19 protein-coding genes are annotated in these 26,602 nt (G+C 61.2%); 9 read left to right on the forward strand and 10 right to left on the reverse strand.

All coding sequences use genetic code 11. The annotated features are described in order from the left end of the window. Positions 1-7 precede the first annotated feature (7 nt). Positions 8-907 (reverse strand): DMT family transporter, encoded by a 900-nt coding sequence (locus tag ACFSM5_RS09570; protein ID WP_379876107.1) that lies wholly within the window; start codon positions 905-907, stop codon positions 8-10. A gap of 118 nt (positions 908-1,025) precedes the next feature. Between ACFSM5_RS09570 and ACFSM5_RS09575 the strand changes: the two genes are divergently transcribed. Beyond that, positions 1,026-1,946 carry a LysR substrate-binding domain-containing protein gene (locus ACFSM5_RS09575; protein WP_379876109.1) on the forward strand — a complete coding sequence of 307 codons (921 nt, stop codon included), beginning with the start codon at positions 1,026-1,028 and terminating at the stop codon, positions 1,944-1,946. On the opposite strand, the gene ACFSM5_RS09580 is transcribed toward ACFSM5_RS09575, so the two are convergent. Continuing rightward, positions 1,913-3,826 (reverse strand): methyl-accepting chemotaxis protein, encoded by a 1,914-nt coding sequence (locus ACFSM5_RS09580; protein ID WP_379876110.1) that lies wholly within the window; start codon positions 3,824-3,826, stop codon positions 1,913-1,915. The two genes, ACFSM5_RS09575 and ACFSM5_RS09580, sit on opposite strands and share 34 nt — an antisense overlap. A 251-nt stretch (positions 3,827-4,077) precedes the next feature. Here ACFSM5_RS09580 and ACFSM5_RS09585 point away from each other — a divergent pair, with 251 nt between their 5' ends. From ACFSM5_RS09585 to ACFSM5_RS09595, 3 genes are read left to right on the forward strand one after another with little or no spacing between them, the layout of a single operon-like run. Next, a complete protein-coding gene (locus ACFSM5_RS09585; RefSeq protein WP_379876111.1) occupies positions 4,078-4,641 on the forward strand; it encodes a TetR/AcrR family transcriptional regulator in 564 nt (187 codons plus the stop codon). Next, positions 4,638-5,492, forward strand: coding sequence for an esterase/lipase family protein (locus ACFSM5_RS09590; RefSeq protein WP_379876112.1), 855 nt, complete (start codon positions 4,638-4,640; stop codon positions 5,490-5,492). Before ACFSM5_RS09585 ends, ACFSM5_RS09590 begins: the two co-directional genes overlap by 4 nt. A gap of 16 nt (positions 5,493-5,508) precedes the next feature. Continuing rightward, positions 5,509-8,919, forward strand: coding sequence for an acyl-[ACP]--phospholipid O-acyltransferase (locus ACFSM5_RS09595; protein WP_379876113.1), 3,411 nt, complete (start codon positions 5,509-5,511; stop codon positions 8,917-8,919). 145 nt (positions 8,920-9,064) lie between these two features. On the opposite strand, the gene ACFSM5_RS09600 is transcribed toward ACFSM5_RS09595, so the two are convergent. From ACFSM5_RS09600 to ACFSM5_RS09635, 8 genes are all read right to left on the reverse strand, one after another. Next, positions 9,065-9,820, reverse strand: a complete 756-nt coding sequence (locus tag ACFSM5_RS09600) for a polysaccharide deacetylase family protein (protein WP_379876114.1) — start codon at positions 9,818-9,820, stop codon at positions 9,065-9,067. Next, positions 9,813-10,982 (reverse strand): glycosyltransferase family protein, encoded by a 1,170-nt coding sequence (locus ACFSM5_RS09605; protein ID WP_379876115.1) that lies wholly within the window; start codon positions 10,980-10,982, stop codon positions 9,813-9,815. Before ACFSM5_RS09605 ends, ACFSM5_RS09600 begins: the two co-directional genes overlap by 8 nt. Beyond that, positions 10,979-11,566: a histidine phosphatase family protein gene (locus ACFSM5_RS09610; protein ID WP_379876116.1), complete on the reverse strand. Its 588-nt coding sequence runs from the start codon at positions 11,564-11,566 to the stop codon at positions 10,979-10,981. Before ACFSM5_RS09610 ends, ACFSM5_RS09605 begins: the two co-directional genes overlap by 4 nt. Next, complete coding sequence (locus tag ACFSM5_RS09615; protein ID WP_379876117.1) at positions 11,563-12,666, reverse strand: glycosyltransferase family 4 protein; 1,104 nt, start codon at positions 12,664-12,666, stop codon at positions 11,563-11,565. Before ACFSM5_RS09615 ends, ACFSM5_RS09610 begins: the two co-directional genes overlap by 4 nt. Further along, positions 12,666-13,895, reverse strand: coding sequence for a glycosyltransferase family 4 protein (locus ACFSM5_RS09620; RefSeq protein WP_379876118.1), 1,230 nt, complete (start codon positions 13,893-13,895; stop codon positions 12,666-12,668). Before ACFSM5_RS09620 ends, ACFSM5_RS09615 begins: the two co-directional genes overlap by 1 nt. Continuing rightward, positions 13,892-15,100, reverse strand: a complete 1,209-nt coding sequence (locus ACFSM5_RS09625; RefSeq protein WP_379876119.1) for a glycosyltransferase family protein — start codon at positions 15,098-15,100, stop codon at positions 13,892-13,894. Before ACFSM5_RS09625 ends, ACFSM5_RS09620 begins: the two co-directional genes overlap by 4 nt. Positions 15,101-15,222: 122 nt before the next feature. After that, a complete protein-coding gene (locus tag ACFSM5_RS09630) occupies positions 15,223-15,690 on the reverse strand; it encodes a cyclic nucleotide-binding domain-containing protein (RefSeq protein WP_379876120.1) in 468 nt (155 codons plus the stop codon). Positions 15,691-15,732: 42 nt separating this feature from the next. Beyond that, positions 15,733-18,381, reverse strand: a complete 2,649-nt coding sequence (locus tag ACFSM5_RS09635) for an ABC transporter transmembrane domain-containing protein (RefSeq protein ID WP_379876121.1) — start codon at positions 18,379-18,381, stop codon at positions 15,733-15,735. A 164-nt stretch (positions 18,382-18,545) separates the two neighbouring features. Between ACFSM5_RS09635 and ACFSM5_RS09640 the strand changes: the two genes are divergently transcribed. Genes ACFSM5_RS09640 through ACFSM5_RS09660 form a run of 5 tightly spaced genes read left to right on the forward strand, consistent with a single transcriptional unit; the run spans position 18,546 to position 26,577 of the window. Next, positions 18,546-20,402, forward strand: a complete 1,857-nt coding sequence (locus ACFSM5_RS09640) for an ABC transporter ATP-binding protein (RefSeq protein WP_379876122.1) — start codon at positions 18,546-18,548, stop codon at positions 20,400-20,402. Between the two features lie 12 nt (positions 20,403-20,414). Further along, on the forward strand, positions 20,415-22,334 hold the full coding sequence (locus tag ACFSM5_RS09645; protein WP_379876123.1) for an ABC transporter substrate-binding protein: 1,920 nt from the start codon (positions 20,415-20,417) through the stop codon (positions 22,332-22,334). Between the two features lie 25 nt (positions 22,335-22,359). Then, positions 22,360-23,358, forward strand: coding sequence for an ABC transporter permease (locus tag ACFSM5_RS09650; protein ID WP_379876124.1), 999 nt, complete (start codon positions 22,360-22,362; stop codon positions 23,356-23,358). Next, positions 23,355-24,518, forward strand: a complete 1,164-nt coding sequence (locus ACFSM5_RS09655) for an ABC transporter permease (protein WP_379876125.1) — start codon at positions 23,355-23,357, stop codon at positions 24,516-24,518. Before ACFSM5_RS09650 ends, ACFSM5_RS09655 begins: the two co-directional genes overlap by 4 nt. After that, positions 24,496-26,577, forward strand: coding sequence for an adenylate/guanylate cyclase domain-containing protein (locus tag ACFSM5_RS09660; protein WP_379876126.1), 2,082 nt, complete (start codon positions 24,496-24,498; stop codon positions 26,575-26,577). The genes ACFSM5_RS09655 and ACFSM5_RS09660 overlap by 23 nt, the downstream gene beginning before the upstream one ends. The last annotated feature ends 25 nt before the right edge of the window (positions 26,578-26,602 follow it).

Consider the following 26,602-nt stretch of genomic DNA (forward strand, 5'->3'; position numbering starts at 1 on the left):
TTTCTCATCACAGATTATAGCGCAATCCAGGCAGCTGGAAGCGGTTGAGCGCCACCAGCGCCACACCGCACGATGTCACGATAACGCCGAAAACGACCCAAGGCTCCAAACGCTCGCCCAGGATGGCCCAACCAGCCAGGGCGGCCGCCACCGGCACCAAGGCTCCAAAAGCCGCCGCGGCCCCTGCCCCGAGGTTACGGACGGCCAGAGCGAAAGTCGCAAGCCCCCCGACGCCAGCCAGCAGCCCCTGCCACAGGAACTGCAAGGCTATATCCGGCAAGGGCGCCGTCAGCAGCTTCCCCGACCCCAGCACCAGCCAGGCAATCAGCGCTATCGGAAAGGACCAGGCCGATATCACCGCCGAGGACACCCAGGGCGACAGGCCGCTCTTCCGGTAAGCCACGGTATAGATCGACCAGAGCATCGACGCCCCCAGGAACAGCAGATCGCCCCGCCAGGCGCCACTCCCCAGGCTCAAGGCAGGAAGCGCGATGGCGGCAACGCCTATGGCCACCAGGACAAACCCCATGAGGCGGGCCTTGCTCAGGCTCTCCTTCAAAAAGACCCAGGCCATCACGCCGACAAAGACCGGCATGGTCGCGGGCAGGAGAGCTCCCATATGGGCCGCTGGGGCAAATTGCGCGCCCGCCATACCGACTAAGCCGAAACAGGCCCCTGCCCCCAGCACCATGAAGAACAGCAGCAGCCTGGAAACACCAGCGGGCAACAAGCCTGCCCGCAACCAGATCGGGGCGAGAATCAGCGTCGGCACGCCATAGCGTAGCAGGGCAAGATCTGTCGGCTCCAGGCTGGAGGTAACCCCTGCCCGCGTCGCGATCTGCCAACCGACGCCAATCACCACCGATGCAAAACCCGCCCCGATCCCGACAATGATCTTTCCCTGCATGCCGCTATCCCTTCCCGTCGCCTGAAGGGCCCACTAACGCGCCAGATCGACCGCCTTGCCAAATGAGCATTGCGCGCCGCCCCATGAATCCATTTCATAGGGGATAAGGAGATAGCCCATGCGCCGCCTGCCGCCCTTTGCCCCTTTGGTTGCCTTTGAAGCCGTCGCCCGCCTTGGCAGCTTCACGGCAGCAGCGGCCGAGTTGCTGCTGACCCAAAGCGCGATCAGCCACCGGGTGCGCCTGCTCGAGTCCCATATGGATGCCAAGCTCTTCGAACGGCTAAACCCTGGCCTTGCCTTAACCCCGGCCGGACGCTCTTTGCTTGGGGAGCTGTCCCCGCTGCTGGAGGGGCTGCAAAGGCTTCAGCCACCCGCCAGGATGCCGAAGTCCCCGTTGCGCCTAGGTGCCAGCGCTGCCGTGATCAGCTGGTGGCTCGCCCGGCGTCTACCCTCCTTTGCCAAGCAACACCCGGACATCGCTTTGGAGATCGTCCCCTTCGTCGATCTGCGCCAAGCCCAGGAGACCGAGGTCGACCTGCGGCTGATGTGGGAGCTTGAAAGCACCGTTACGGATCGGGACGATCAGTTGATCCTGCCGCGCGACAGTGTATTCCCCGTCTGCCATCCCCGGCTTGCCGGGACTGCGCCCCTAAAGGATCTGCCGCTGATCCACAAAGGATCCGTCGAAAGCGACTTCGACCGGGGACGGGAATGGAATTGGGACTCATGGCTGGAACAGAATGATCTGCCACCGCCGAGTCTGAAGTATCGCGATATGGGATCAGCCTTGGCCGCTGCAGCCGAGGGCGCTGGCGTTGCCCTGGGCCGCAGTCTGCTGGTTCAGGATGCCCTGGACGAAGGCAGGCTCGTGCGAGTGCTTCCCGCTAGCGCCAGCCTGCCCTCCTCCAAGGTCCATGTTGTCCGCTGGTATGGCGATCCTCGCGGGCCGTTGGTTGCCCGCTGGCTGGTCGATGAAGCCAGAAGCACCCTTGCCCGCGAGGATACTCAGGCCGATTTGACCTTGGCCAGGAACAGCTGAACCTCCTGTTTCAAGCGGTCGGACTTCTCCACCAGACCGCCGGATGCATTCAGGACTTCTCCTGCTGCCTCACCCACCTTACCGGAAGCCTGGGTGACACCCGCGATATTGGCGCTGACCTCATCCGTCCCTTGGGTTGCCTGCTGAACGCTGCCGACAATTTCGCGCATCGCCGTTCCCTGCTGGGCCACGGCGGCGGCGATGGCACTGGCGATCTCGTTCACTTCGGTGATGGTCGTGGCGATGGCATTGATGGCCGAGACCGCATCGCCGGTGGTCGCCTGGATTTCCTTGATCTGGTTGCGGATATCCTCGGTCGCCTGGGCGGTCTGATTGGCCAGGGTTTTTACTTCGGAGGCAACGACGGCGAAGCCTTTACCGTGCTCGCCAGCCCGTGCCGCCTCGATAGTGGCATTCAAGGCCAGGAGGTTGGTCTGCCCGGCGATGCTTTCGATAAGGCCAACGACTTCGCCGATTGTCTGGGCGGATTGCGCCAGACTCTGAACCGTCGCGTTGGTCCGCTCGGCCTCCAGGGACGCTTTGCCCGCGATCTCCGACGAACGACTCACCCGCTGGCTGATATCGCCGATAGAAGAGGATAGCTCCTCCGTTGCCGTCGCCACCGTCTGCACATTGCTTGAGGCCTGGGTGGAGGCCGCAGAGACCGCGACCGCCCGGCGGTTCGCATCTCCAGCGGCTTGCGTCATATCGGCAGCCGTATGTTTCATCGCCGATGCTGCCGAGGCCAGCCCCTCGATAATCCCGCCCAGCGACGTTTCGAAATCACGCGCCAGATCATTCATTCCCTGGCGCCGATCCTGGTCAGCCTGCCGCTTGTCGGCTTCCTGTCGAATGCGGAGATCCGAATTCTCGACGGCCGTGTTGCGGAAAACCGCCACCGCCCGTGCCATATCGCCGATTTCGGTTTTTGCCTGAAGCGACGGGATCTCTTCTGTCGTCTCCCCCTTGGCAAGTCGTCCCATCAGGGCCGTGAGGTCGATCAGCTGGCGGCAGAGCGGCCGGATGCTTAGGAAGCCGATAACCGCTGCGATGATAAAGGCCCCTAGCGCGATGGCTGAAGCCACCCAGCGCATGGTGGTGCGGGCATCGGCATACCAGCCGGTATCGACCATGATTTCGACAACGCCAATGGCATTGCCCGAATAGTCCTTCACCGGTGCCGCCAGAACCGAATAGAGATTACCCGCGTTCTGCCAGGACAGGACACGCGGCGTCCCTTCGGCAAATACCGCGCGCAGATCGGCATCGCTGAAGCTGCGGGTGTCCTTCATGGTCTCAGCGAAGGTCTTGATCTCCTTCTCGTCCACCAGGCGCAGGGCGATATCGACCTTATGTTCCTTCTTGAAGCGGTCGAAGAAGCTTTGGCCGAAGTTGGTGCCGAATTCGATGGAGCCGACATGTTTACCGCCGGATGCGACAGGCATGACCCCGCGCACGCCAAGGCCAGCCACCCCGCGCTCCAGCCCGATCACCGGCGCCATGGTCTGATTGGCTGCCAGGACCGTCTTGCGAAAGCTAGAAAGATCGTCCCCGAATTTCGCTGGCTGATGCACGCGGTAGAACGAGATCGCTGGCGGCAGATGAAACTGGAACTGCTCGATATCCTGGGCAGCCTTCAAGGTTTTAAAGCCGCTCTCGAACAGTTTGGCCAAGGCATCGCGGTCCTGCTTCCCCAGCGCATCCTGAACCGGCGCCATGGTGGCCACCACGCTCGCCATCGCCGCCGCGCGCTCGGCTTCCTTGGTCAGGCTGCCAAGAAAATAGGTGTAATGCCCATCAAGTTCGCGACGCTCCGCCCTGTCGATCAAGCGATCTACCGCCCGAAACAGCCCACCGGCTGTAATCAAAACGGCAAGCACCGAGGCGCCAGCAACGGTTGCGATTACTTTTGATTGTAATTTCAACTGAAAGCGCATACCACAACTCCGGCGAGCAGATTTATTTCAAATATACTTCCAATTATCGTTTAAAATATAGTTACCTCGCATATGCATTATTATGAATGCCGCATGATTACAGGTTATTCCCTATCTCGCTTACACAGGCTTGACAGAGGTCACGATCGGCGCGATAACCAACTTAACGAACGTTCATTCATGTGCGGATTGCAATGACCATCACCTCGACCAAAGACCGGATCAGACAGGAGGCTTTGAGGCTCTTTGTCGAACGCGGTGTCGATGCTGTTTCAGTCCGGGATATCGCCAAGGCTGTCGGCATGAGCGCGCCGAACCTCTATGCCCACTACAAGGGCCGGGACGAGCTGGTCGCCGACCTGTTTCAGGCGGGCTACGCCAGCTACGGTCGGCAGCTTCAGGATATTGCCGATGGCAGTGGCAGCTTTGCAGAACGTCTGGAGGCGATGATCCGCCTGATTTGCCGCCTGCATGACGCGGATCGGACGCTCTTCCAGTTCCTGCTGCTCAATCAGCACACCCACCTCAATCGCGTGGCGCCGGACGACAGCGGGAATCCGATGGCGGTTCTGCATCGCCTCATCACAAAGGCGGTCGAGGCGGGAGAGATGCCCATAGCCGATCCGGCCCTACTGACGGCCGCCGTTGTCGGCATCGTCGTGCAAGCGGCGACGTTCCGCCTCTATGGCCGCATCTCCCGCGATCTGGAGCCGATGGCCGACGAGATCATCGCCCTCTGCGCCAAGGTGCTGGCATGAGCTGGGGCGCGCTGCTCTGCATTCCGGGTATATCCGGCCGCAAACCTTGGGGCGATATCTGGGTTCGTGAAGGCTGGCGCGTTCAGCGCCGGGCCGGAACCTCCCTGCATCGCGTCCTTGATCCGACGGGCAAGAGAACGGCCCAGGGCGACCAGCAGGCCTGTCTGGCCTTTGCAATGGCGGCAGCCCCCGCCCTCACGCACAAGCGCGCCCTGATCCTCCTGCACGGCATCGGCCGGGACTATCGGATCATGGGGCGCCTGGAGCATGCGGCTGCGGCCCAGGGCTGGGCGGTCGTGAATATCTCCTATCCCAGCCTGACCCGGCCTTTTTCGGAGCATGTGGCGCAGGTCCATGGGGTTATCGATGGCTTGCGGGAAGCCGGTATCGACGACATCCATTTCATTGGCCATTCCATGGGCGGCCTGATCGCCCGCGCCGTGATGGCGGAGCGTGACCTCACCTGCCGGGCCGTTCTGCTGGGCAGCCCGAACCAGGGCGCCGTGATGGCCGAGGTTCTGGGACGCTATCGCAGCTTTCACACCGTCTTCGGCCCCTGCGGTCTGACCTTAAGTCCGGCAGAGAAACACAGCATCCCCATTCCCGAACGGGCCGAGATCGCGGTGATCGCGGGCGGCACTGGCCGGGGCGGCTATAACCCGCTGCTTCCCGGCGACAACGACAGCATCGTCACTGTCGCCGAAACGCGGCTGCCCGGACGGGAGGCGGATTTCGCCCTCATCCCCTCCCTGCATATCTCACTGCCGCTGCGATCAGATGTGATCGCAGCTTCTCTGGGCTTCCTTGAAACCGGCCGCCTGACCCAGCAGGCGGCATCCCCTTTGTCCTGACGCGAACGGAGCTGCAATGTCAGCCTCTCCCTCTTCCCTGCTGCGGACCCGGCGTTTCCTGCCCCTGCTGATCACGCAGACGCTGGGCGCCTTCAACGACAATCTGTTCAAGAATGCCCTTGTGGTGATGGCGCTCTTCCAGGCGGGTCAACATGGGCCGATGCTGGTGGCCTTGGCCGGTGGCGTCTTCATCCTGCCCTATGCGCTCTTCTCCGCCGCCGCCGGGCAATTGGCCGACCGTTATGACAAAGGGCGCCTGATCCGCATAACCAAGGCCTATGAGGTCGTACTCATGGCAGCGGCAGCGGCAGGTTTCTTCACCGGAAGTCTTCCGCTGCTGATGCTGGTTCTCTTTGGTCTTGGGGCCCAGGCGACCTTCTTCAGTCCCCTGAAGTACGGAATCCTACCCGACCATCTGCGCGACGAGGAACTGGTCGCGGGCAATGGTCTGATCGAAGCCGGAACCTTCCTCGGCATCGTCGGCGGCACCGTCGCCGGTGGCGCACTGTTCGCGCTGGAGGGCGGGCCTGCGATCACGTCTGCCGTTGGTTTCGTCCTCGCCCTTATCGGCATGCTGGCCGCCTGGGCGGTTCCCGCGGCCCCGTCTGCTGCTCCCGATCTGGTGGTCAGCTGGAATATTCCGCGCGAGACAAAAAAGCTGGTCACCCTGGCCCGCCCGAACCGTCCGGTCTGGCTGTCTATCCTCGGGCTCAGCTGGTTCTGGACCATCGGCGCCATCGTCCTGACCGAACTGCCGATCCTGTCGAAGGAAATGTTCCTGGCAGGCCAACCTGTCCTGACCCTGCTGCTGGCGGTCTTTGCCATCGGCGTCGGTATCGGCTCGATCCTTTGCGCCAAGCTGCTGAATGGTGAGGTGTCGGCCCGGTTTGTGCCCTTTGCCGCCATCGGCATCTCGCTGTTCGCATGGGATTTCGCCTCAACCGCTGCCGTCGCCGGTCCCATGCCCGATGTGAATGCCCTGATCCACAGCGTGCGCGGCTGGCGCATGCTGATCGACCTGGCCCTGCTGGCAGCCTGCGGCGGTCTCTATTCCGTGCCGCTTTACGCCATCTTGCAGGAGATGTCGGCGCCGGAAGTCCGCTCGCGGATGGTGGCCTGCAACAACATCATCAATGCCGCCTTCATGGTGTTGGGCGCGCTTGCCGCCGCCGCCCTGCCGATGCTCGGCCTCGATGCAGCAGGCATCCTGATCGTCGCTGCCATCGCCAATCTGCTGGTCGCCCTCTGGATCGCGCATCTGCTGCCGCAGGAGGTGTTCCGCACCCTCTTCCGCGCCTATTTCAAAAGCTTCCACCATGCCGAGGTGAAGGGGCTGGAAAACGCGCTGGCGCTGGGCGAACGGTCGGTCGTGGTGGTGAACCATCTCTCCTTCCTGGACGGCTGTTTCCTGGCGTCATTCCTGCCAGGCAGCCCTGTGTTCGCCATCGATACCGATCAGGCCAAGCGCTTCTGGTATCTCAAATATCTGGTGGATTTCTTCCCGGTCGATCCGACCAACCCGATGTCGACCAAGGCGATGATCAAGGCCGTCAAGGAAGGTCGCCACCTCGTGATCTTCCCGGAAGGCCGCATCACGCTGACCGGCGCGCTCATGAAGATCTATGACGGTCCCGGCACCATCGCCGACAAGGCCGATGCCGAGATCCTGCCGGTACGCATCGAAGGCCTGCAGTTGCACAAGTTCTCCCGGATGGAGGGCAAGCTGCGCCAGCGCTGGTTCCCCCGCATCTCCATGACCATCCTGCCGCCGCGCAAAAGCAGCATCGATCCCGACCTGAAGGGCAAGAAGCGACGCGAGGCCCTCACCCGGTCGATGCAGGACATCATGTCCGATGCCGCCTTCCGGCCCGAAGGTCTCAACAGCTCGCTCTTTGGGGCGCTGCTGACCGCCAAGGGCAAGTTCGACACCGGCAAGATCATGGCGGCCGATGCCCTGAAGAACGAGGTCACCTATTCCAAACTGATCCTCGGCGCGACCGTTCTGGGTGCCAAGCTCGCCAAGCTGAGCGAACCCGGCGAGCGTGTCGGTGTGCTGCTGCCGAACTCGGTTGGTGTCGTGGCGACCTTCTTCGGTCTCCAGGCCTATGGCCGGGTACCCGCGATGCTGAATTTCTCGGCTGGTGCCGACAATATCCTGTCGGCTTGCAGCGGGGCGACCATCCGCACCGTCCTGACCTCCCGTGCCTTCATCGAGAAAGGTAAGCTCGACAAGGTAATCGAGGCTGTCGCGGCCAAGGTCCAGGTCGTCTATCTGGAAGACATCCGCAAGACCATCGGCACGGGCGACAAGCTCTCCGGCCTTTGGAAGTCCCGTTTTCCCCGCCGCCTGCCGGGAGCGTCCAGCGACCCGAGCAGCCCGGCGGTGGTGCTCTTCACCTCCGGCTCGGAAGGCACGCCCAAGGGTGTCGTGCTCTCTCATGCCAATATCCTGGCGAACTGCGCGCAGATCGCCGCTGTGGCCGACCTCAATCCGTCGGATAAGTTCTTCAACGCCCTGCCCGTCTTCCATAGTTTCGGGCTGACGGGTGGCACGATCCTGCCACTGCTGCTGGGTATCCGCACCTTCCTCTACCCAAGCCCGCTGCACTACAAGCTGGTGCCGGAACTCGCCTATGCCGAGCAATCCACAGTGCTGTTCGGCACCGACAGCTTCCTTGCTGGCTATGCCCGCATGGGGCGCCCGCAGGATTTTCAGAGCATGCGCTTCATCGTGGCGGGTGCCGAGCGGGTGAAGGACGAAACACGCAAGATCTTCTGGGAGAAATTTCAGAAGGCGATCTACGAGGGCTATGGCGTCACCGAATGCTCGCCCGTGCTGGCGGTCAATACCCCCGCGCACTTCCGCTCCGGCACAGTCGGGCGCTTCCTGCCGGCCATTCAGTACCGCCTGGAGGATGTGCCGGGCATCGATAAGGGTGGCCGCCTCTATGTGAGAGGTCCCAACATCATGCTCGGATATCTGAAAGCCGAGGCACCGGGCCTGCTGCAGGAGCCCGAAGAGGGTTGGTACGATACCGGCGATATCGTCTCGGTGGACGAGGATGGCTTCGTCACCATCCAGGGGCGTGCCAAGCGCTTTGCCAAGATCGCGGGCGAAATGGTGAGCCTTGCGGCCGCCGAAATGCTGGCCAACGACGTCTGGCCCAGCGAAAGCCATGCCGTCATCGCCCTGCCCGATCCCCGTAAGGGCGAGCAACTGGTGCTGGTCACGACTCGTCAGGACGCGACGGCAAAGGATCTGCTGGCAAAGGCTCGGGAGAAGGGCATCGCTGAGATCATGGTCCCGCGCAACCTGAAGATCGTCGATAAGCTGCCGCTGCTCGGTACCGGCAAGACCGACTATCCGGCACTATCAAGGATGGGCGCTGACTGGGCGGCAAAGCCCACGCCGGAAACGGAGGAGTAGCGCGGCTTCCCGTTCGTTTGGATCGTCACCCCGGGACTTGATCCCGGGGTCTCCTCCGGGCGCCCTTCCACCCTATCACGATTAGAATTGGACAAGCTCCCGGAGGAGATCCCGTGGTCAAGCCACGGGATGACAACTCAAAGGATCAGCCCCACATTTGGCTTGGCGCCAACCAGGAAACTTCCCGGCGATCCGCGAGCACCGCGAACAGGTCCTCCAGGAACTGCCACAGGCTTTCCTCATGGACGAGGTGATGGGTCAGGAGCCCCGTTGCCTCTTCCGGATCCACCTCGCCCAGGCGGCGTCGGCTTAAGTGCCCCGCCAGTTGCTTCAGACTATGCTCGGCCCCCCGGAAGGTCTTGCCCGCGCGCCAGGCGATGGGATCGACATGGGTGTTGATGGGAACATAGCCATATGCACCAGCCGCCTTGCGCGGCTCGAAGGTCGATAACCCTCGATAGCCAATCTGCGCCAGTTCCGGCAGCAGATCCTCGCCGATACGGTTCCAGGGCGGCACCAGAACCGGGACGAACTTCTCGCCGAACAGCCGCCACAGTTTATCTCGTCCGGCGCAAAGATCGGCCACGCGGTCTTCGAGATCGCGGTGAGCGCCGAATTCGGCCGACTTCACCTCCGGCGGCGCATGGTTTGTATGGGCAAACCCATGCTGCAGAACCTCGACAAAGGGCTCCTCCAGCAGGCGCACCGCCAATTCCCGCACGGCAGGTTCCGGCACGACCGCCAGACCGCACGGCACGCCGCGATGGGACAGGTCGATCAAGCGCTCCAACTGGGCGGTCGGCTTCACCGCATCATCGTCGCGCCACCAGAGGGTCGCGGTGCGGCCTGCCGCACGCCAAAGGTCGAGTTCAGCCAGCAGGGGGGTAAAGACCTCAGACAACCACCCGCTCCTTCAAAAGCCGCCAGACCTGCCGCGCCGTTTCCGCCGCGCCATCCCCCTGGAAATCAACCGAAGCGCCGCGAAGATCCGCAGCGGCCTCAATGGCCTCGGCCACGGCCTCGGGGGTAAGCCCATCCTCCGGCACGATTTTCACCCGCCCCGCCGCTGCCAGGAATTCAGCCCGCAAGGTCTGTTCGGTTTCCCCAGGCGCCGCAAAGGGGATCAGGACCGAGGGCGTCCCGGCCTGCAGCAGATCCAGAACCGTGTTGTATCCGGCTTGCGAGACCGACAGTTTTGCCCCCGCCAGCAACGCCCGGAAATCCTCGCGATGGCGAGCAATCGTGACACCCGGCCCCGCTTCCGCCGTCAAAGCATCAATGGTTTCCTGGGCCGCCATCACCCCGGCAATCAGCAGCCAGGGGCGATCCTTGAAACGGGTTAGTGGCCGAGCGTGCAAGGCAGCCTCCAGCAACTCCCGGCCAACAGCCCCGCCACCGACCGACACCACCACATCAAAAGCCTCGGCTGCCTTCTGCGTCGGCAGCGGCGGCATGACATAGCCGGTGTAGATCCGCTTATCGCCCAGCGCCTCTGCCTGCGGGAAACTGCGCTCGAGCGGGATAACCGTCGGATCGCCATGGATCAGCACGGCATCAATGGCACGTTCAATGGTCGCCAGCACCTCGGCGGTGCGTTCCGGCTTGTTCTTTTCGACCAGGATATCCCGGACCGAGGTCAGCACCAGCGGCCGGGGGCGCGAGCCTGCGACGGCATCCAGAAGCGGTAGAAGTTCAAAGCGCAACTGTCTGCGAGCAAAGGGAAACCCCTCTAGAAGCACCGCATCCGGTTCGATCTCCTGAAACAGATCCAGCAGGGCCTCGCGCCGTCGATCCCGCCAGACGTCGTCAATCGGCTGGCCGTCTTCGGCAATCAGGGTCTGAAAGTCGGTTCCGGCGATACGGGCGCTGGGAAGCTGACGCACCTCGGCCCCGCCCCAGTTCTCGCCCTCGACCGGCGTGCCGCCGCGGGCAACCGTCACCGCGATTCCCGATGCCTGCAACGCCGCCGCCAGCCGCTCGGCCCGGCGATGGTGGCCGATCCCCAGAAGATGCTGAACATGGAAAAGCAGGCGCGGTTTGGCAGGCACGGATCGCGAGGTCATTCGTCCAGTTTGCTCAACGAGATATTCGCCTGATAAACGGTAGGAGTCCCGTCGGGCGCAAGCTTAAAAAGATGACCCGCCCGCCAATCGAAACGCACCGGCGGCTTCCCCATGAAATCCCAGCCGGTTGCCAATCCCATGATGGCCCGGATGACACCTTTGTGGGTAACTGCAACTACCGGATCGCCGATACGCGCCACCTCCTGCAGGAAGGGCTTCAGGCGCTCCTGCACCATGCGTGGGCTTTCCCCTCGCAACGGGAGGAAATCGAGGCCCGTGCCAGCCTGCGCCTCATCCCCGGATGAAGCGATATCCGCCAAGGTCCGCCCTTCCCAGGCACCCCAATCCTGCTCGATGAGCGCGGATTCGCTCCGGGGCTTGCGATTGGCGAGCAGTTGAGCTGTTTCCTGGGCGCGCAGCAGCGGGCTCGCGAGCAACGTCCAGCCCAGCCATTCGACAGGCAGGCGGGACCGGGAGATGCTGCCGCGCCCCTCGTCGCTCAAGGGCATATCGACCCGCCCCTGCATACGCCCAAGGGCGTTCCATTCGGTTGGACCATGACGCACCAACGCCAGCCAGGTCATTGCACCACCCTCGATAGCTCTGCATCCAGCTGCAACGAAGCTTGCTCGATGTCGTGATCCTGGCGACTGAGGTGTTTTGCCGTCGCGCCAAAAGCCGCCCGCTGCGTCTCATTTTGCAGGAATTCGGCAATGCCTGCAGCAAATCTGTCGATAGCGCCCACAGGCACCAGCCTGCCGGTTTCCCCATCCCGAACGATGGTAGCGACGCCGCCCGCATTCCCCGCCACGACGGGCAGACCGGCAGCCTGCGCCTCCAGCAGGGCCATCCCAAAAGCCTCGTTGATCGCTGGCCAGACACAAAGATCACAGGAAGCCAGCCAGCGCCGCACCTCATTGGCTTCCAGCGCGCCCGTCCAATGGACCCGGTCAGCAATAGGTGCAAACACAGCCTGGATCTCACCTCGTGCTGGTCCATCGCCGATGACAATTAAGCGCCAGGGTAGATGCTGTATCTGGATCAGGGATTGGGCCAGGAGCGTGTAGGAGGCCTGCTTGTCACCTGCACGCAGCATCCCGACAGCGATCAGCCAGGGGACAGCCGACTGTTTACCATCCCGGTCACGGCGCAAAGCCTGAAACGGCTCAGTATCGATGAAGGGGCGCAAGGTCAGACGTCGGCATCCGGGCTTCAAAAAAGGCTCGATCCCGGCTTGATCGACGGGATTAAGGCCCACCACCAGATCTGCCGCCTTCAGTGCCTCCAAAGCCCCGTCATATCCTATCGCCCAGCGTCCGTGCGCCTGCTTTCCTGCAACCGACGCCTCGGCCAGCACATAGGGTATTCCCAAGGCTGTCGCCACCTTGGGGCCGATCCAGTCAGGGGCCTTGTGATAGAGATGGTAGGTGAACCAGAGTTTTGGTCGCTCAGCCTCCGGCTTTGCAAGGATGCCTCGGATCAGCCGCTGCGCCAGATACTCTCCGGCCCGCTTCAGGCGTTCCTGCCGCTGTCCCGTGCGATCCCAGCTGCGAAAGCGGCACAGCAGATCGACCTCGTGCCCTCGCCGCTCCAGTGCGGCCATCAACAGGCGTCCCAGCAACCGGTCCCCCGAGGGGATTGGATGATCCGGTGCCTTCATCGGGGCATAGAAGGCGATGCGCATCAGGGAGCGGAGAAGCGCGCCAGCAGATCCTGAACGCCAGCTTCATGACCGAAGGCTCCGCGCACCCGCGCCTCCCCCGCAGCCCCGATGGCTAGGCGCCGCTGCGGATCGCGGATCAGTGCCTCGATGGCAATCGACAGGGCGGCGGCATCCTGGGGCGGCACAAGCAGGCCCGTCTCGCCATCGCGGATCAGTTCGGGAATGGCGGAGATATTGGTGCTGACGCAGGCAAGCGCTTGGCTCTGGGCTTCCATCAGAACATTGGGCAACCCGTCCCGGTCGCCATCGTCCGTGACCCTGCTGGCCAAGACAAAGAGATCGGCGGACCTCAGCGCTTCTAGAACATCGGCCTGGGATTGCGCGCCCCGCCACTCGATCCGATCTGCGATCCCGAGACGATCCGCCTGCGCCCGCAGCCCTTCGCCATCCCCGCCGCCGATATGGCTGAAGCGCCAGTTTAGGTCCGTGGGCAATCGCGCCAAGGCGTCGAGCAGATCGTCATAGCCTTTCTTCGCAACCAGACGGCCGACAGAGAGAATCTGCACAGCCTCGCCGCTGCCATCCCGGCTAGGGCGAACGGAGTCGAAGTGCGGGAAGCGCGAAAAATCCAGCCCATGATAGACCAGCGACACCCGCCCATCCGCCGGGCTCAGCCCATGCAGATGATCAGCCCCGCTACCCGTGCAGGTCACGGCCCATTGCGCATCGGCCAGCTTGTCGCGCTTCTCCCATTCCGGGATCGTCCAGATATCCTTGGCATGGGCCGAGAAGCTGAACGGCAGCCCGCGGATCATCGCGGCATAACGCGCGACCGAACCTGGGGTGTGCATGAAATGGGCGTGGATGCGGGCGATATCGTCCGGCAGTTCAGCCGCCAACACCAGCGCCTGCCCCCAACGCCGCCCGCGATTGGAGGTCGGATCGCGCTTGAAATCGCGGATCCAGGCAGCGAATGCCCGGCTATACCCCGGCAGCCGTCGCACTTTCCACCAGGATTTCAGTACCTTACCCGGCGCCTCATGCAGATATTCGGGCAGATAGAGCAGCGGCGCGCGGATCTCATCGACAATGGGATGGCGCTTCTTGTCCGTCGGGCGCCGTAGCGAGACGATGGTGATCGGAAGCCCGGCCTTCTCAAGCGCCAGGATTTCCTGGGCGATGAAGGTTTCAGAGAGACGCGGATAGCCCTTAAGAACAAAAGCGACCGGCGACAAGGTCGCAGGCGTCAAGTCGCTCCCCCAGCCGCAGTGGCGAAACCATAGACGGGTTCCTGGCGGGTCAGGGCATTGAAGCGCTGATCGATAATCTCATGGCCATCGAGCAGACCAGGGATGAAAATCTCCGACGGGCGCTTCTGATGCTGCACCCGGCGCAAGGCCGCCGCCATCAGATGGGGATCACTCGCATCATCGTCGACCAGCACCGACAGCAGCCCATGGCGCTGGGCCTCGACAGCGCGGATATACTGCTCCTTGCGGGGCCGGGTCCGGGGAATGATCAGGGCCGGGCGGTCAAAGGAGAGGATTTCGCAGAAGGTATTATAGCCACCCATGGCAACGATGCCGGCTGCCGCCTCGATATAATGCTCCATGCCAGCGGTGAAGGTCAGGATGGTGACATTCGGCAGTTTAGAGGCCCGCGCCTCAAAGCCTGCCCGAACATCGGCATTCATGAAGGGACCGCAGACCAGCAAGATGCGCAGTGGGATCGATGGATCGGCTTCAAGTCCGCGCAGGACCCAATCCACCATCGACTCACCATCGCCGCCGCCGCCGGGCGTCACCAGCAGGAACGGCTTGTCGATTTCCAAGGGCTCTTCAAGCGGCTCGGCATTCTCTTCACGGCGCAGATAGCTGGTATAGACCAGCTTCTGTTTAACGGAATTGGGCAGTTTCAAGCCGCGCAGGGGCTCATAGAGCTCCTTCAGGCCATAAACCCAGACTTCCTCGAAATATTGCTCCAGCGCCGGAACTGCCTGCTTGCGGCTCCATTCGGCAGCGAACAAGACCGGATCGTCCATCACGTCGCGCAGGCCTAGAACGACCGGCGTGCCTATGGTCTTGAGGTAGTCCAGCGTATCCAGCACCTCGCCACGAACGCCCAGCGGTTCCTTGTCCACCAGGAACACGTCCGGCTTGAATTCCTTAGCGGTCTCCAGGATGACGCGTGACCGCGCCTCGATCACATCGCGGATATCGGCTTCTTTGCTGATCGCCTGATAATCGCCGTCCTGGGTCTTTATGATGCCGGGAACCAGTCGAAAGCTCACCCGTTCGTCGAACATATAGCTCGCAATCAGGGGCAGACCCGACAGGATCAGCACGTTGAGATCCGGGTTCTTCTGCACCAACGACTGCGCGATCGACCGGCAGCGGCGCAGATGGCCAAGGCCGAAGCTGTCGTGGCTGTAGATCAGCAGTCGACGTTCAGCCATCAATTTTCTCCGCCGCAGGCGTCGGCATGATCTGAATTACGCATAGCAGTGGCGTCCCTCGCGCAGCGCAGGGCAAACAACAACTGATGTCATATCACTAAAGCCGCGCCCAAGCCATTGCGTTAATTGACTTTAAGTCGTTCAGCCGCACTAACCGCATCGCGCAGTTGGATTGTGGTGCGGTCTACCGTATCTGCTAGCTCACGCATCACCGCCAGCGCGAAATCAGGCAGATCACGAATCAGGTGAAAGAAAACGTCCTTGGGCAGTTTCAGACAGACGACATCTGTCTTGGCCCGCACCGTCGCCGTGCGCAAGCCGTTATGAAGAACCGCGATGATACCGACCAGATGATTGCGGCCCATCTCACTCATGGCAACTTCGCCCTGGTTGGTCTCGACAACCACTTCGGCGGTGCCGTCCAGAATGAGAAAAGCATCTTCGCCACGCTCACCCTGATGGATGAACTCCTCACCGGGCATAAAACTGACACGATCACTGGCGAAGCTCAGAAGCTTGAGCTTTGAGCCATCAAGGCCGGCAAACATCGGCACATTGCGAAGCATCTGGCATTCCTGGTGCAGGCTCATATCCGTATTCTCGCCTTAAACCTTCCGCGCGTCGGAATCATGCTAATCTGCGTTCAAGTACTTGGACAAGTGCGAAGACGCCTCACCCAGACTTTTGATATCGCCTTCCTCCAGGACTCTTCCCTCTTCGATCACCGCGGCACGCTCGAACGAGCGAGCCAGTGACCCGCGCTGAAGAACCCAGATGATAGTCATATCGGATCGCGCAAGAAGATTAGCAACCATCTTGGTTTGCAGGGCTGTCTCCTGCGACGCGAGCGGGTCGTCGAGCACCAAAATATTCGGCCGCTTGATCAGCGCGCGTGCCAGAGCCAACCGCTGACGCACAGAAGGGCTGAGGTTACCGCCTGCAACGCCCGCCGGGTAATGCAATCCGACGTCGATGATCTTTTCGAGTAACGGACCAAGCAGATCAGCCTTTTCCAATTCGTCCCGAATCATCTGACGCATCCGGCTCTCCGCTCCGCCCTGGCCGGGCGCCAAGCGCCCGAAGAGCATGTTGTCCAGGAGAGTCAAAGCACCATTGTATCGTTCGATATTGAAGAATTCGACCGAAGGCTGCAGTGTCTCGGGTAGAGTTTCGCCGAGCCGATGGCGCGCCTTCACGATCCCGGCCCGCAGATCATCGTCCACAACATCTAGGCGATGACGCGTCGGAACAAGTCGCAGAGCAAGGGCAATATAATTGGCCTCGATCGTTGCGCTCAGGGCGCCGCCTCGTGCCAGCTTGCTTTCCAGCTCATTCAGCTCCGTCAGCTCTTCTGCCGAAATGAAGCTGAAACGATTATAGAACTCGTGCCCAGCCGGGAGATCCTTAAAGATTTCGATCATCTGCCGGGCGGTTTCGCGGCCCGCTTCCACCAGCACCGGATAGAGCCCGATTTCTTTCAGGATCGACAGCACAAACGGATGTTTGCCAAGGGCATCGCCCTGGAATACTGGCCCGACAGGCGCGCCGAACAGCAGATTTTCCGCCAGCGATGCCTGATTGTTGAAGCTGTCCTTGTCGAACAATTCGACATAGGCCCGCAGTTTGGGTTGCGACAACGGCGCCCGCAGAACCTTGCGAACCTCTAGCACCAGTTCCGCGATATCCGGCCGCTCCACCGGATCTGCTCGCCCACGCAACCCATATTCCCGCATTTCGGGCAGCAGTTCGGTGTCGCGCAGAATCTGGATGATCTGCACCAGAAGATCACTACGCGCCTCGGCACCCGCTGCGGGGTAATCGATCCAGTCGGATTCGATGTCGTCGGGCGAATTGCCCGTCATTTCCGCCTCGGCACGCTCCCTCTCGCGCTGGAGGCGAGCCGCCTGATCGAGTAGATCGTTGGCTTGAGGTTGGACCTGCAGACCGTATATCAAATTGTCGAAGACCGTTCCGGACGCCAGGATCGTTTCCGACCCCACATAGGCCAGACGACGATTCAATTGTCCCAGCGGCAGGTCCGCCATATCGACGCCGCCCAGTTGCACGCACCCGGATTGGGGCTCGACCAGACCGGAAAGAATCTGCGCCAACTCATGTTTGCCTCCATTGTAGGGGCCGAGAATAGCCATTGAAGTCCCAGCCGGGATCTCCAAATTCAGGCCATCGAGGACGCGAGTGCCATTATCGTCGAAGGACGTAACGCCGACAGCGGCCAGAGGCTCGGGTGCCGACGGCTCGCCCTGCCCGTCGGTGCCCGCACGCTCGCTGACGAGCATACCCGCCGGATTAAACTGCTCAATGACCTGCTGGTACTTGATCCGCGCATCTTCCATCTGCTGATAAAAGTCGAGCAGTTCGCGCCAGGGAGCGTTCAGGTCTTTGTAGGCGGCAATGACCGCCAGCAGAGCACCGATCGACAGGTTGCCCTTGATGACCAGATAACCGCCGATGGAATAGAAGAAAAATGGCGTCAACTGCGCCAGGAAGTTATTGAGAAATTTGACAAAAAACTTCCACTTATAGATCTCGAAGCGGATCCAGTAGTTCTTGCTGAGCCGCGCGCTGAAGTCCGCCAGATGATAACGGTCGGTGCCATGCGCCCTGATTTCACGTAAAGACAGCGCCGTCTCGTTGATCCGGTCCGACAGATCGCGGACCAGACGGATCCGCTGCTTGGAAAGGTTGTTCACCTTCCGCTGCAGCTTCGGGATCACATAGATCTGGAAGGGATAGAGCGCGATGGCGGCTGCGCCTAGGATCGGGTCCTGCATACACATGAAAACTAGGATCGTCAGCAGCGTGCCGCCCTGAAAGGCAGGCACCGCAAAGCTGTCGCCAACAAAGCCGCCTACATTTTCCACTTCGGACGTAATAATTGGGATAAGTTGCCCCGGCGGCGTCCTGCGGAAATAAAACAAGGGAAAGCGCAAGATGCGCCCATATAGATCGTATCGCAGGCGACGTAACATCCGCTCGCCCACCCGCCCCTTATAGACATTGATGAAATATTTGAACCAGCCATTGATAAATACCAACGCCAGAAAAATTCCACTCAATGCCGCCAGATATTCGATCTGACCAAGGGAATATCCTAAAAATTCTTTTGGAAAGTCCTTACCCTGTATGGCTTCGTTGATAATCTGCTTGGGAAGGTCGAGAGAATAATAGAGAAACGGGAAAGATAGACCCGTCAGAGCCAGAATGATGATCTGCTGCTTCAGGCTGAATTTTAGAATGAAACTGAAGAGTGATTTCTGCATACAGGGGAGCCTGAAAAGGAACTAACCGTTATCTTATGCGCATTAACCGTAGAACCACGACTTTTTTATCGCCCTACCAACAGGTCGCACAGCTATATTCCGGCAAGGGGGCGCGTTATGATTGATAAGAGTGCACCCGTCAATTCCACTTGTTGGGACCGTTGATGAACGTTCTGTCGATCAAGGACCTGGAAGTAGAGTTTCGCCTCGCAAGTGGCGGCCTTAAGGCAGTCAAAGGGGCGAGCTTCGATATTCCCGCAGGCTCCACGGTTGCGCTGGTTGGGGAAAGCGGATCGGGCAAGTCGGTTCTGGCCCAGGCTATCATGGGCATCCTGCCTGCGAGCGCCAAGGTTACGGGAGGACAGATTCTCTTCCGTGACCCGGCCCAGGAAGGCAGCGAAATCGATCTAGCCACCCTGTCCGACAATGGGCCGGAGATGCGCACGATTCGCGGCGGACGGATCGCCATCGTCTTTCAGGAGCCAATGACCGCCCTGTCCCCGCTGCATACCATCGGTGATCAGATCAGCGAGGCCCTGCATCTGCACCGCGATGTGGACGTCGCACGCGGACGGGAACTGGTCATCGAAATGCTGCGGCTGGCGGGGTTCAAGGATCCGGATCGCGCTTATCGCGCCTATACGTTCGAACTGTCGGGCGGCCTGCGCCAGCGTGCCATGATCGCCATGGCGCTGGTCTGTCGCCCCGCCCTACTGATCGCCGATGAACCGACCACCGCGCTGGACGTCACCATTCAAGCCCAGATCCTGAAGTTGATGCGGGATCTGCAGGCGGATCTTCAGATGGCGATGCTGCTGATCACCCATGATCTGGGCGTGGTCGCCAATGTCGCCGAACGGGTGGTGGTCATGTACCACGGCAAAATCGTTGAAAGCGGCTCGGTCGCCGACGTGTTCAAGAACCCTCAGCATCCTTATCTGAAAGCACTGCTGCGGGCGGTTCCGGACCTCGATAGAGCGGAAGGCGAGCGGCTTCAACCGATCCGCGATTATCCGCGCGCCGATAGCAAACAGCTCTTTGGTGCAGGCGCCGTCTGCGATCACGCAGCCGGCGCGCCTCTGCTGATCGTCGAAAATATCACCAAGAGCTTCAAGCAGCGCGGGACCGGGCTTTTTGGCCAAGGCGGCGGCGGTCTGGTCAAAGCCGTCGACGATGTCTCGCTGATCGTGCGACGCGGCGAATGCCTGGGGCTGGTCGGCGAAAGCGGCTGCGGCAAAACCACCCTGTCGAAGATGATCATGCGGGCCATCCGCCCCGACAGCGGCCGCATCACCTTCGCCGATCCAAAAGGCGATATCGATGTGCTCGCGCTGGAAGGCGACGACCTCAAATCTTTCCGCCGCCGCCTTCAGTTCATGTTCCAGGATCCCTTCAGCTCCCTCGATCCCCGGATGACCGTGGGCCAGGTGATCGCCGAACCTCTGTCGATCCATAATATCGGCACCTCGGACGAGCGCCGCGCCAAGGTCGAGAAGCTGATGCAACTCGTCGGGCTCGATCCCCGGGCCATCAACCGCTACCCCCATAGCTTCTCCGGAGGTCAGCGCCAGCGTATCGGTATCGCCCGGGCACTAGCCTTGCGGCCTGACATGCTGATCTGCGATGAGCCCGTGTCTGCCCTCGACGTTTCTATCCAGGCACAAATTCTCAACCTTCTCAAAGATTTACGAGAAGAACTTGGCCTGACCTATCTCTTTATCAGCCATAATCTGGCGGTGATCGACTATGTCGCCGATCGGGTCGCTGTCATGTGTGCCGGCCATCTGGTAGAGGTCGCGGACCGGGCGAGCTTGTTTGCGTCCCCGCAGCACCCCTATACCCAAGCGCTTTTGTCGGCGGTACCGGTTGCCGACCTGGATCGGCCACTCGACTTCACCCGCATCATGGAAGGCAAGGCCTCCAACCCGACCGCTTGGCCCGAAGCCTTTCGGATCGATCAGAACCATACCCCCAGCCTCATCGAAGTGCAGCCCGGCCATCTGGTCCGGTCGGCGGCCTGACGGGAGATGCCGATGAAGCCCTCCTTCACCCCTCTGTTCCTGGCAGCCGTACTGGCCACCCTGCCCGCCTCGGCCAATTGGACGCAGAGTCCGGCACTCGAGGCGGATGTTGCGCAGCAGAAGCTTCCAACCGTGGAGATGCGGCTGCCGGTAACGCCGCTACAATCTGTGCCGACGGGAAGTGAGCCCGGCCAATATGGTGGCGAGTTGCGCTTGTTAGGCGCTAGCCCCAAGGACGTGCGGCTGATGGCTGTCTATGGCTACAGCCGTCTGGTCGCCTATGACGCGGACTTCAACCTGAAGCCGGATCTTCTGGAAAAGGTGGATGTGGCTGAAGGCCGGATATTCACCTTCCGCCTGCGCGAAGGGCACAAATGGTCCAACGGCCAGCCCTTCACGTCCGAAGATTTCCGCTATTTCTGGGAAGACGTCGCGCTCAACAAGGAGCTTTCGCCCACCGGCCCGCCGATCCAGCTGCTGGTCGACGGTCAGGTGCCGAAGGTCGAAATCCTGGATGAATGGACGGTACGCTACACCTGGGACCAGCCGAACCCGACATTCCTGAACGATCTAGCCGGGGCTGCACCAGTCTATATCTATCGGCCCTCGCAGTATCTGAAGCAGTTCCACGGGCGCTATACCGACAAGGATGCGCTGGCGAAACTGGCCAAGGAGAAGGGCGCCCGCGGCTGGCCCGCCCTGCATAACCGCCTGGACAATCAATATCGCAACGACAACCCTGATCTGCCGACGCTGGACCCTTGGGTCAATCGGACAAAGGCGCCATCGGAACGGTTTGTCTTCACCCGCAACCCCTATTTCCATCGGGTCGACGCCAAGGGGCAACAACTGCCCTATATCGACCGGGTGGTGATGCAGATTGCCGAGAGCAAGATTATCCCCGTCAAGACGGGCGCTGGCGAGGCCGATCTTCAGGCCCGCTATCTGATGTTCGACAACTACGCCTTCCTGAAGCAGGCCGCCAAGGATCGCGGGGCATCGGTCGACCTCTGGCATACCGGCCGCGGCGCCCATCTCGCGCTCTACCCCAATCTGACCGCCGCCGATCCTGTCTGGCGCGACCTGATGCGCGACGTGCGCTTCCGGCGCGCTCTTTCACTCGGTGTTGATCGTCGCGAGATCAATCACGTGGTTTTTTACGGGCTCGCGACCGAAGGCGACAACAGCCTGCTGAAGGAAAGCCCGCTCTATCGTCAGGCTATGCGCCTGGGCTGGAGTCGCTTCGACCTCAAGCAAGCCAATGCGTTGCTCGATGAAATCGGCCTGAAGCGCGGCAGCAACGATCTGGGTCCGTCCAATCAGCGCCTGCTGCCCGATGGCCGCCCGATGACCATTGTGGTGGAGGCAGGCGGTGACAGCGCCGATCAGGTCGATGCGCTGCAGCTTGTCCGCGACAGCTGGGCTGAACTCGGCATTAAGCTTCTGACCAAGAGCATGCAGCAGGATGTCTTCCGCAACCGCTGCTTTGCCGGTGAAACGGTGATGTCCATTGGACCCGGTGCCGAAAATGGTCTCGCCACGGCCGCCATGTCGCCAGCCGAATGGGCGCCGACCAATCAGGTGCAATGGCAATGGTCGCAATGGGGCAACTTCTACGAGACCAGCGGCAAGGCGGGCGAGCGACCCAGCATTCCCGAAGCCGAACGTCTTCTGACTCTCTACGATCGTTGGCGCCGTACCCAGGATGATGGCGACAGGACAGAGATCTGGCAGCAAATGATGGCCATTCATGCGGACCAGCAGTTCGTCATCGGACTTGTCGCTGACGTACCGCAGCCGGTCTGGATCAACAAGCTGCTCCGCAATGTGCCGCGCAAAGCGATGTACAACTGGGAGCCCGGCGCCCACTTCGGCCTCTATCGCCCAGACCTCTTCTGGTTCGACGATCCAAGCTCCGCACACCTTAAATAACGATCGCGTAAAGGCGGCAATTCCCGTGCTCTCATACCTCGTTCGCCGGCTGCTGGTGATGATCCCGACCTTGCTCGCGATCAGTGCCATCACTTTTGTCATCATCCAGTTACCGCCCGGCGACTATCTCTCGACCTATATCGCCGAACTGCAGAGTCAGGGCGAAGCCGTCGACCCGGCCAAGATCGAGTTCCTGCGCAAGCAGTACGGTCTGGATCTGCCGCTGCATGAGCAATATTTCGTCTGGCTCTGGGGCGTTCTGCATGGGGATTTCGGCTGGTCGTTCGAATATAGCCTGCCGGTCAGCGAGGTGATCGGAGAGCGCCTGTTCCTCTCGTTCGTCCTTTCCTTCGCGACGGTGATTTTCACCTGGGTCGTCGCTTTCCCGATCGGGGTCTACTCAGCCGTCCGCCGCTATAGCATTGCCGACTATACCCTTACGTTCGTTGGGTTTTTAGGACTGGCGATTCCGAATTTCCTGTTAGCCCTGGTCTTGCTGTATCTCACAAACCTGTGGTTCGGGACCTCCGTCGGCGGCCTTATGGATCCGGAGTACATCGACCAGCCCTGGAGCCTTGGTAAAGCCGGATCGGTCATTGCCCATCTGATCGTTCCCGTCATCGTGATCGGCACTGCGGGAACCGCGGGGATGATCCGGCGTCTGCGCGCCAATCTCCTGGATGAGCTTCACAAGCCTTATGTCGTTACTGCCAAGGCCAAGGGCGTCGCTCCTGGCCGACTGCTGATCCGGTATCCGCTGCGCATGTCCCTTAATCCCTTCATCGCCGATATCGGCAATCTGCTGCCGCAATTGGTGTCGGGCGCCACCATCGTCTCCGTCGTGCTCTCGCTGCCTACCACGGGGCCGATGTTGTTGTCCGCCTTGCAGAGCCAGGACATGTATCTGGCTGGCACCTTCCTGCTGTTCCTGGCGATGCTGACGGTGATCGGTGTGCTGATTTCCGACATCGCGCTGGCCCTGCTGGATCCCCGCATCCGCCTGACCGGGGGAGACGCGGCATGAGCGGCGAGCGCGAACCCGTTCCCCATTACGTCTCGCCCGAGCCGTTTGATCCCTATTCCGTCGAGGCAATGACGCCGGGGCAGATCAAATACGCCTCGGCTGGCCCCCGGACACTGATGTGGCTGCGCTTCCGGCGGCACAAGCTGGCGGTGATCAGCGCGATCTTTCTGTTGCTCGCCTATGGCAGCACGCTGTTTACCGAAATTCTGTCGCCCTATGGCCTCAATAGCCGGAACAGCGCCTTCATCCTGGCCCCACCGCAAGCCGTGCATCTGTTCCACGAAGGCGAGTTCATCGGCCCCTTCGTCTATGGGCTGGAATATCGTCTGAACCTGGAGACGATGCGGCGCGAATATGAGGTAGATCGCAACAAGCCGCAGCCGATCCGCTTCTTCTGCACCGGCGATCAATATCGTTTCTGGGGCATGTTCGAGGCGCGCCTCCATCTCATGTGCCCCGCCGAAGGCGGCACGCTGTATGTGCTAGGCACGGATCGGCTGGGGCGCGATATGCTGTCACGGGTGCTTTATGGCGCGCGCATTTCGCTCACCATCGGTTTGATCGGGGTGGCCATTAGCCTCGCCCTCGGCATGATCCTCGGCGGCATTGCCGGTTACTACGGCGGTATGCCCGACAGTATCATCCAACGCCTGATCGAAATCCTGCGCTCCTTCCCCGAACTACCGCTCTGGATGGCGCTGTCGGCTGCCCTGCCGGTCGATTGGAGTCCGCTGCTGATCTATTTCGGGATCACGCTGATCCTGGGCATGCTCGACTGGACGGGCCTTGCCCGCTCGGTCCGCTCCAAGCTGATGGCATTGCGGGAGGAGGACTTCTGTACGGCAGCAGAGCTGATGGGCGCCTCGCCCGCCCGTGTCATCGGGCGGCATATGCTGCCGAATTTTCTCAGCCATATTATTGCCTCGGCCACGCTGTCTGTTCCCAGCATGATCCTGGGTGAAACGGCGCTGAGCTTCCTTGGCCTTGGACTGCGGCCCCCGATTACCAGCTGGGGAGTCCTTTTATCCGAGGCGCAGAATATCAATGTTGTGGTGCTCTACCCCTGGCTTCTGCTTCCCGTGGTCCCGGTGATCCTGGTGGTCCTGGCCTTCAACTTCTTTGGCGATGGATTGCGTGATGCTGCCGACCCCTACAGCTGACCAGGCAGCCGCTCCCCCGCCACAGCGCCCGCTGCTGCCGCGCGCTTATGCCAGGATGCTGTCGTTCATTCCGACGTTCCGCATCACCCGGCTGCTGGCGCTCGTTTTCGGGGGTCTGACCGCACTGTCGATCATCACCGTGCTTTGGATGTCGCTGCACGAGTTGCGTCAGCGCACGATCAGCCTTGCCAACGAGCGTGCCGATCAGATCCTGGCGCGTGTGGCCGATACGGTGAACGACATCATCATGCCGGTGGACCGTCACATGCGACCGACGGTCGAGCGGATCGCCGAACATCGCATCGAACCGACCAGCCGCCGTCAGCTGGAAAGCTTCCTCAACGCCACCCTCGATCAGTTGCCACAGCTGGCAGGTGTGAGCTTCGTCTTTCCCGACGGTCGCATGACCCGCATGGCCAACAACGATCGAACTCTGGTGACAGAGAACATGGCCAAATACGACCAAAGCTTACGGGACATCCGCACCGATCGCAGTTCCGAGCCGCAGTGGCTGACGCCGGTCTGGAGCCCGATCGGCGATCAGGCTGTCGTGCCGGTGCGCTATCCGATCTATGACGAAACCGACCGGTTCCTGGGCGCCATCGTGGCGGTGCTAAAAGTATCGCAGGTTTCGAACGAATTCGCGCGCCTGTCCCAGATCACGGGCCATAGCGCCTTCATCCTTTATGACCGCCAGTATGTGCTGGCGCATCCGTACCTCGCCTCGATGATGCAGCATCGCAGCAATGATCTGCCGCTGCCCAAGGTGGACGAGCTTGGCGATCCGGTCCTGGCGCAGATCTGGACGGGCAGCAATAAGCAGCGTGGCCCATTGTCACCCATAGCGCTTTCCGGTGACGGCACTGCGCAATCGCTCACCGTCGATGGGGCGGACTATCTGTTCCTCTATCGCGATGTGCAAATGGCGGGCGGTCAGATCTGGACGCTCGGAACCTATATCCCTGGCACCCCGGTCGACCAGGAAATCAGCCAGATGCGCATGATGGGCGTCGCGGGTCTGATCATTCTGCTGGTGTCGGTAGGGCTGGCCTTGCTGTTGGGTAAGTTGATCGGTGGGCCGATCATGAAGTTTGCAGCGGCAGCTGAAACGGTGCGTAAAGGGCGTCTGGGTGGTCTGCCACCCATCAAACGCAGCCATATTCTGGAATTCGATCAGGCGGGTAAGGCCTTCAACCACATGGTCAAGGGCCTGCAGGAACGCGAACGCATCCGCGATCTTTTCGGGCGTTATGTGCCCCATGAGGTGGTCGAAAGCCTGATCCATGAGCCCAGCCGCCTGATCCTAGGGGGCGAGCGCCGTGAAATCAGCCTGCTATTCACGGATATCTCTGGCTTTACCGCTCTGTCCGAGGCTTACCCGCCCGAGCGTATTATTCCGCTGCTCAACAGCTATTTCGAGGAAGTCTGCCGCATCATCGCCGAGAATGGCGGTATCGTCGTCGATTTCATCGGAGATGCGGTCTTTGCGATCTTCGGCGCACCGGAAACCCTGCCCAACCATGCCAAGGCCGCCCTCGACACCGCACGCGCCATCGACAGCTTTGCCCTAGCCTATGCCGAACAGGCCCGGCGCGACGGGATGCCGATGGGCTATACCCGCATAGGGGTTCATACCGGTGTCGCCACTGTCGGCAACTTCGGCTCCCAGGAGCGCATGAAATATGGCGCTGCGGGCGATGTGGTGAACACCGCCTCACGCCTCGAAGGGGCGAATAAATATCTTGGCACCCGCATCATCGTGTCCGGCGCGACCGCGGCCGCTGTCGACGACGTCAACCTGCGCCCCATCGGTCACCTCGCGTTACTGGGCCGCGCTGAACCGGTTGAGGCCTGGGAGCTGGTGGATGATGTCGCCAACGACAATTGGATCAACCGTTACCGCAACGCCTATAGCGGTGCTTCGACTCTGACCGAGACGGCCTTACAGGAATTGCGGCAGCTCGCCTCAGAACGGCCGGAGGATAATGCTCTCCGGATGATTCTGGAACGACTGGACCAGGGGGAATACCCCCCGGTGCTCAGCCTCACGGGAAAATAACCGAAGGCCCCCTCCGTTTAAACGG

It is taken from the genome of Lacibacterium aquatile (assembly GCF_042683105.1).
GTDB lineage: Bacteria > Pseudomonadota > Alphaproteobacteria > Elsterales > Elsteraceae > Lacibacterium > Lacibacterium aquatile.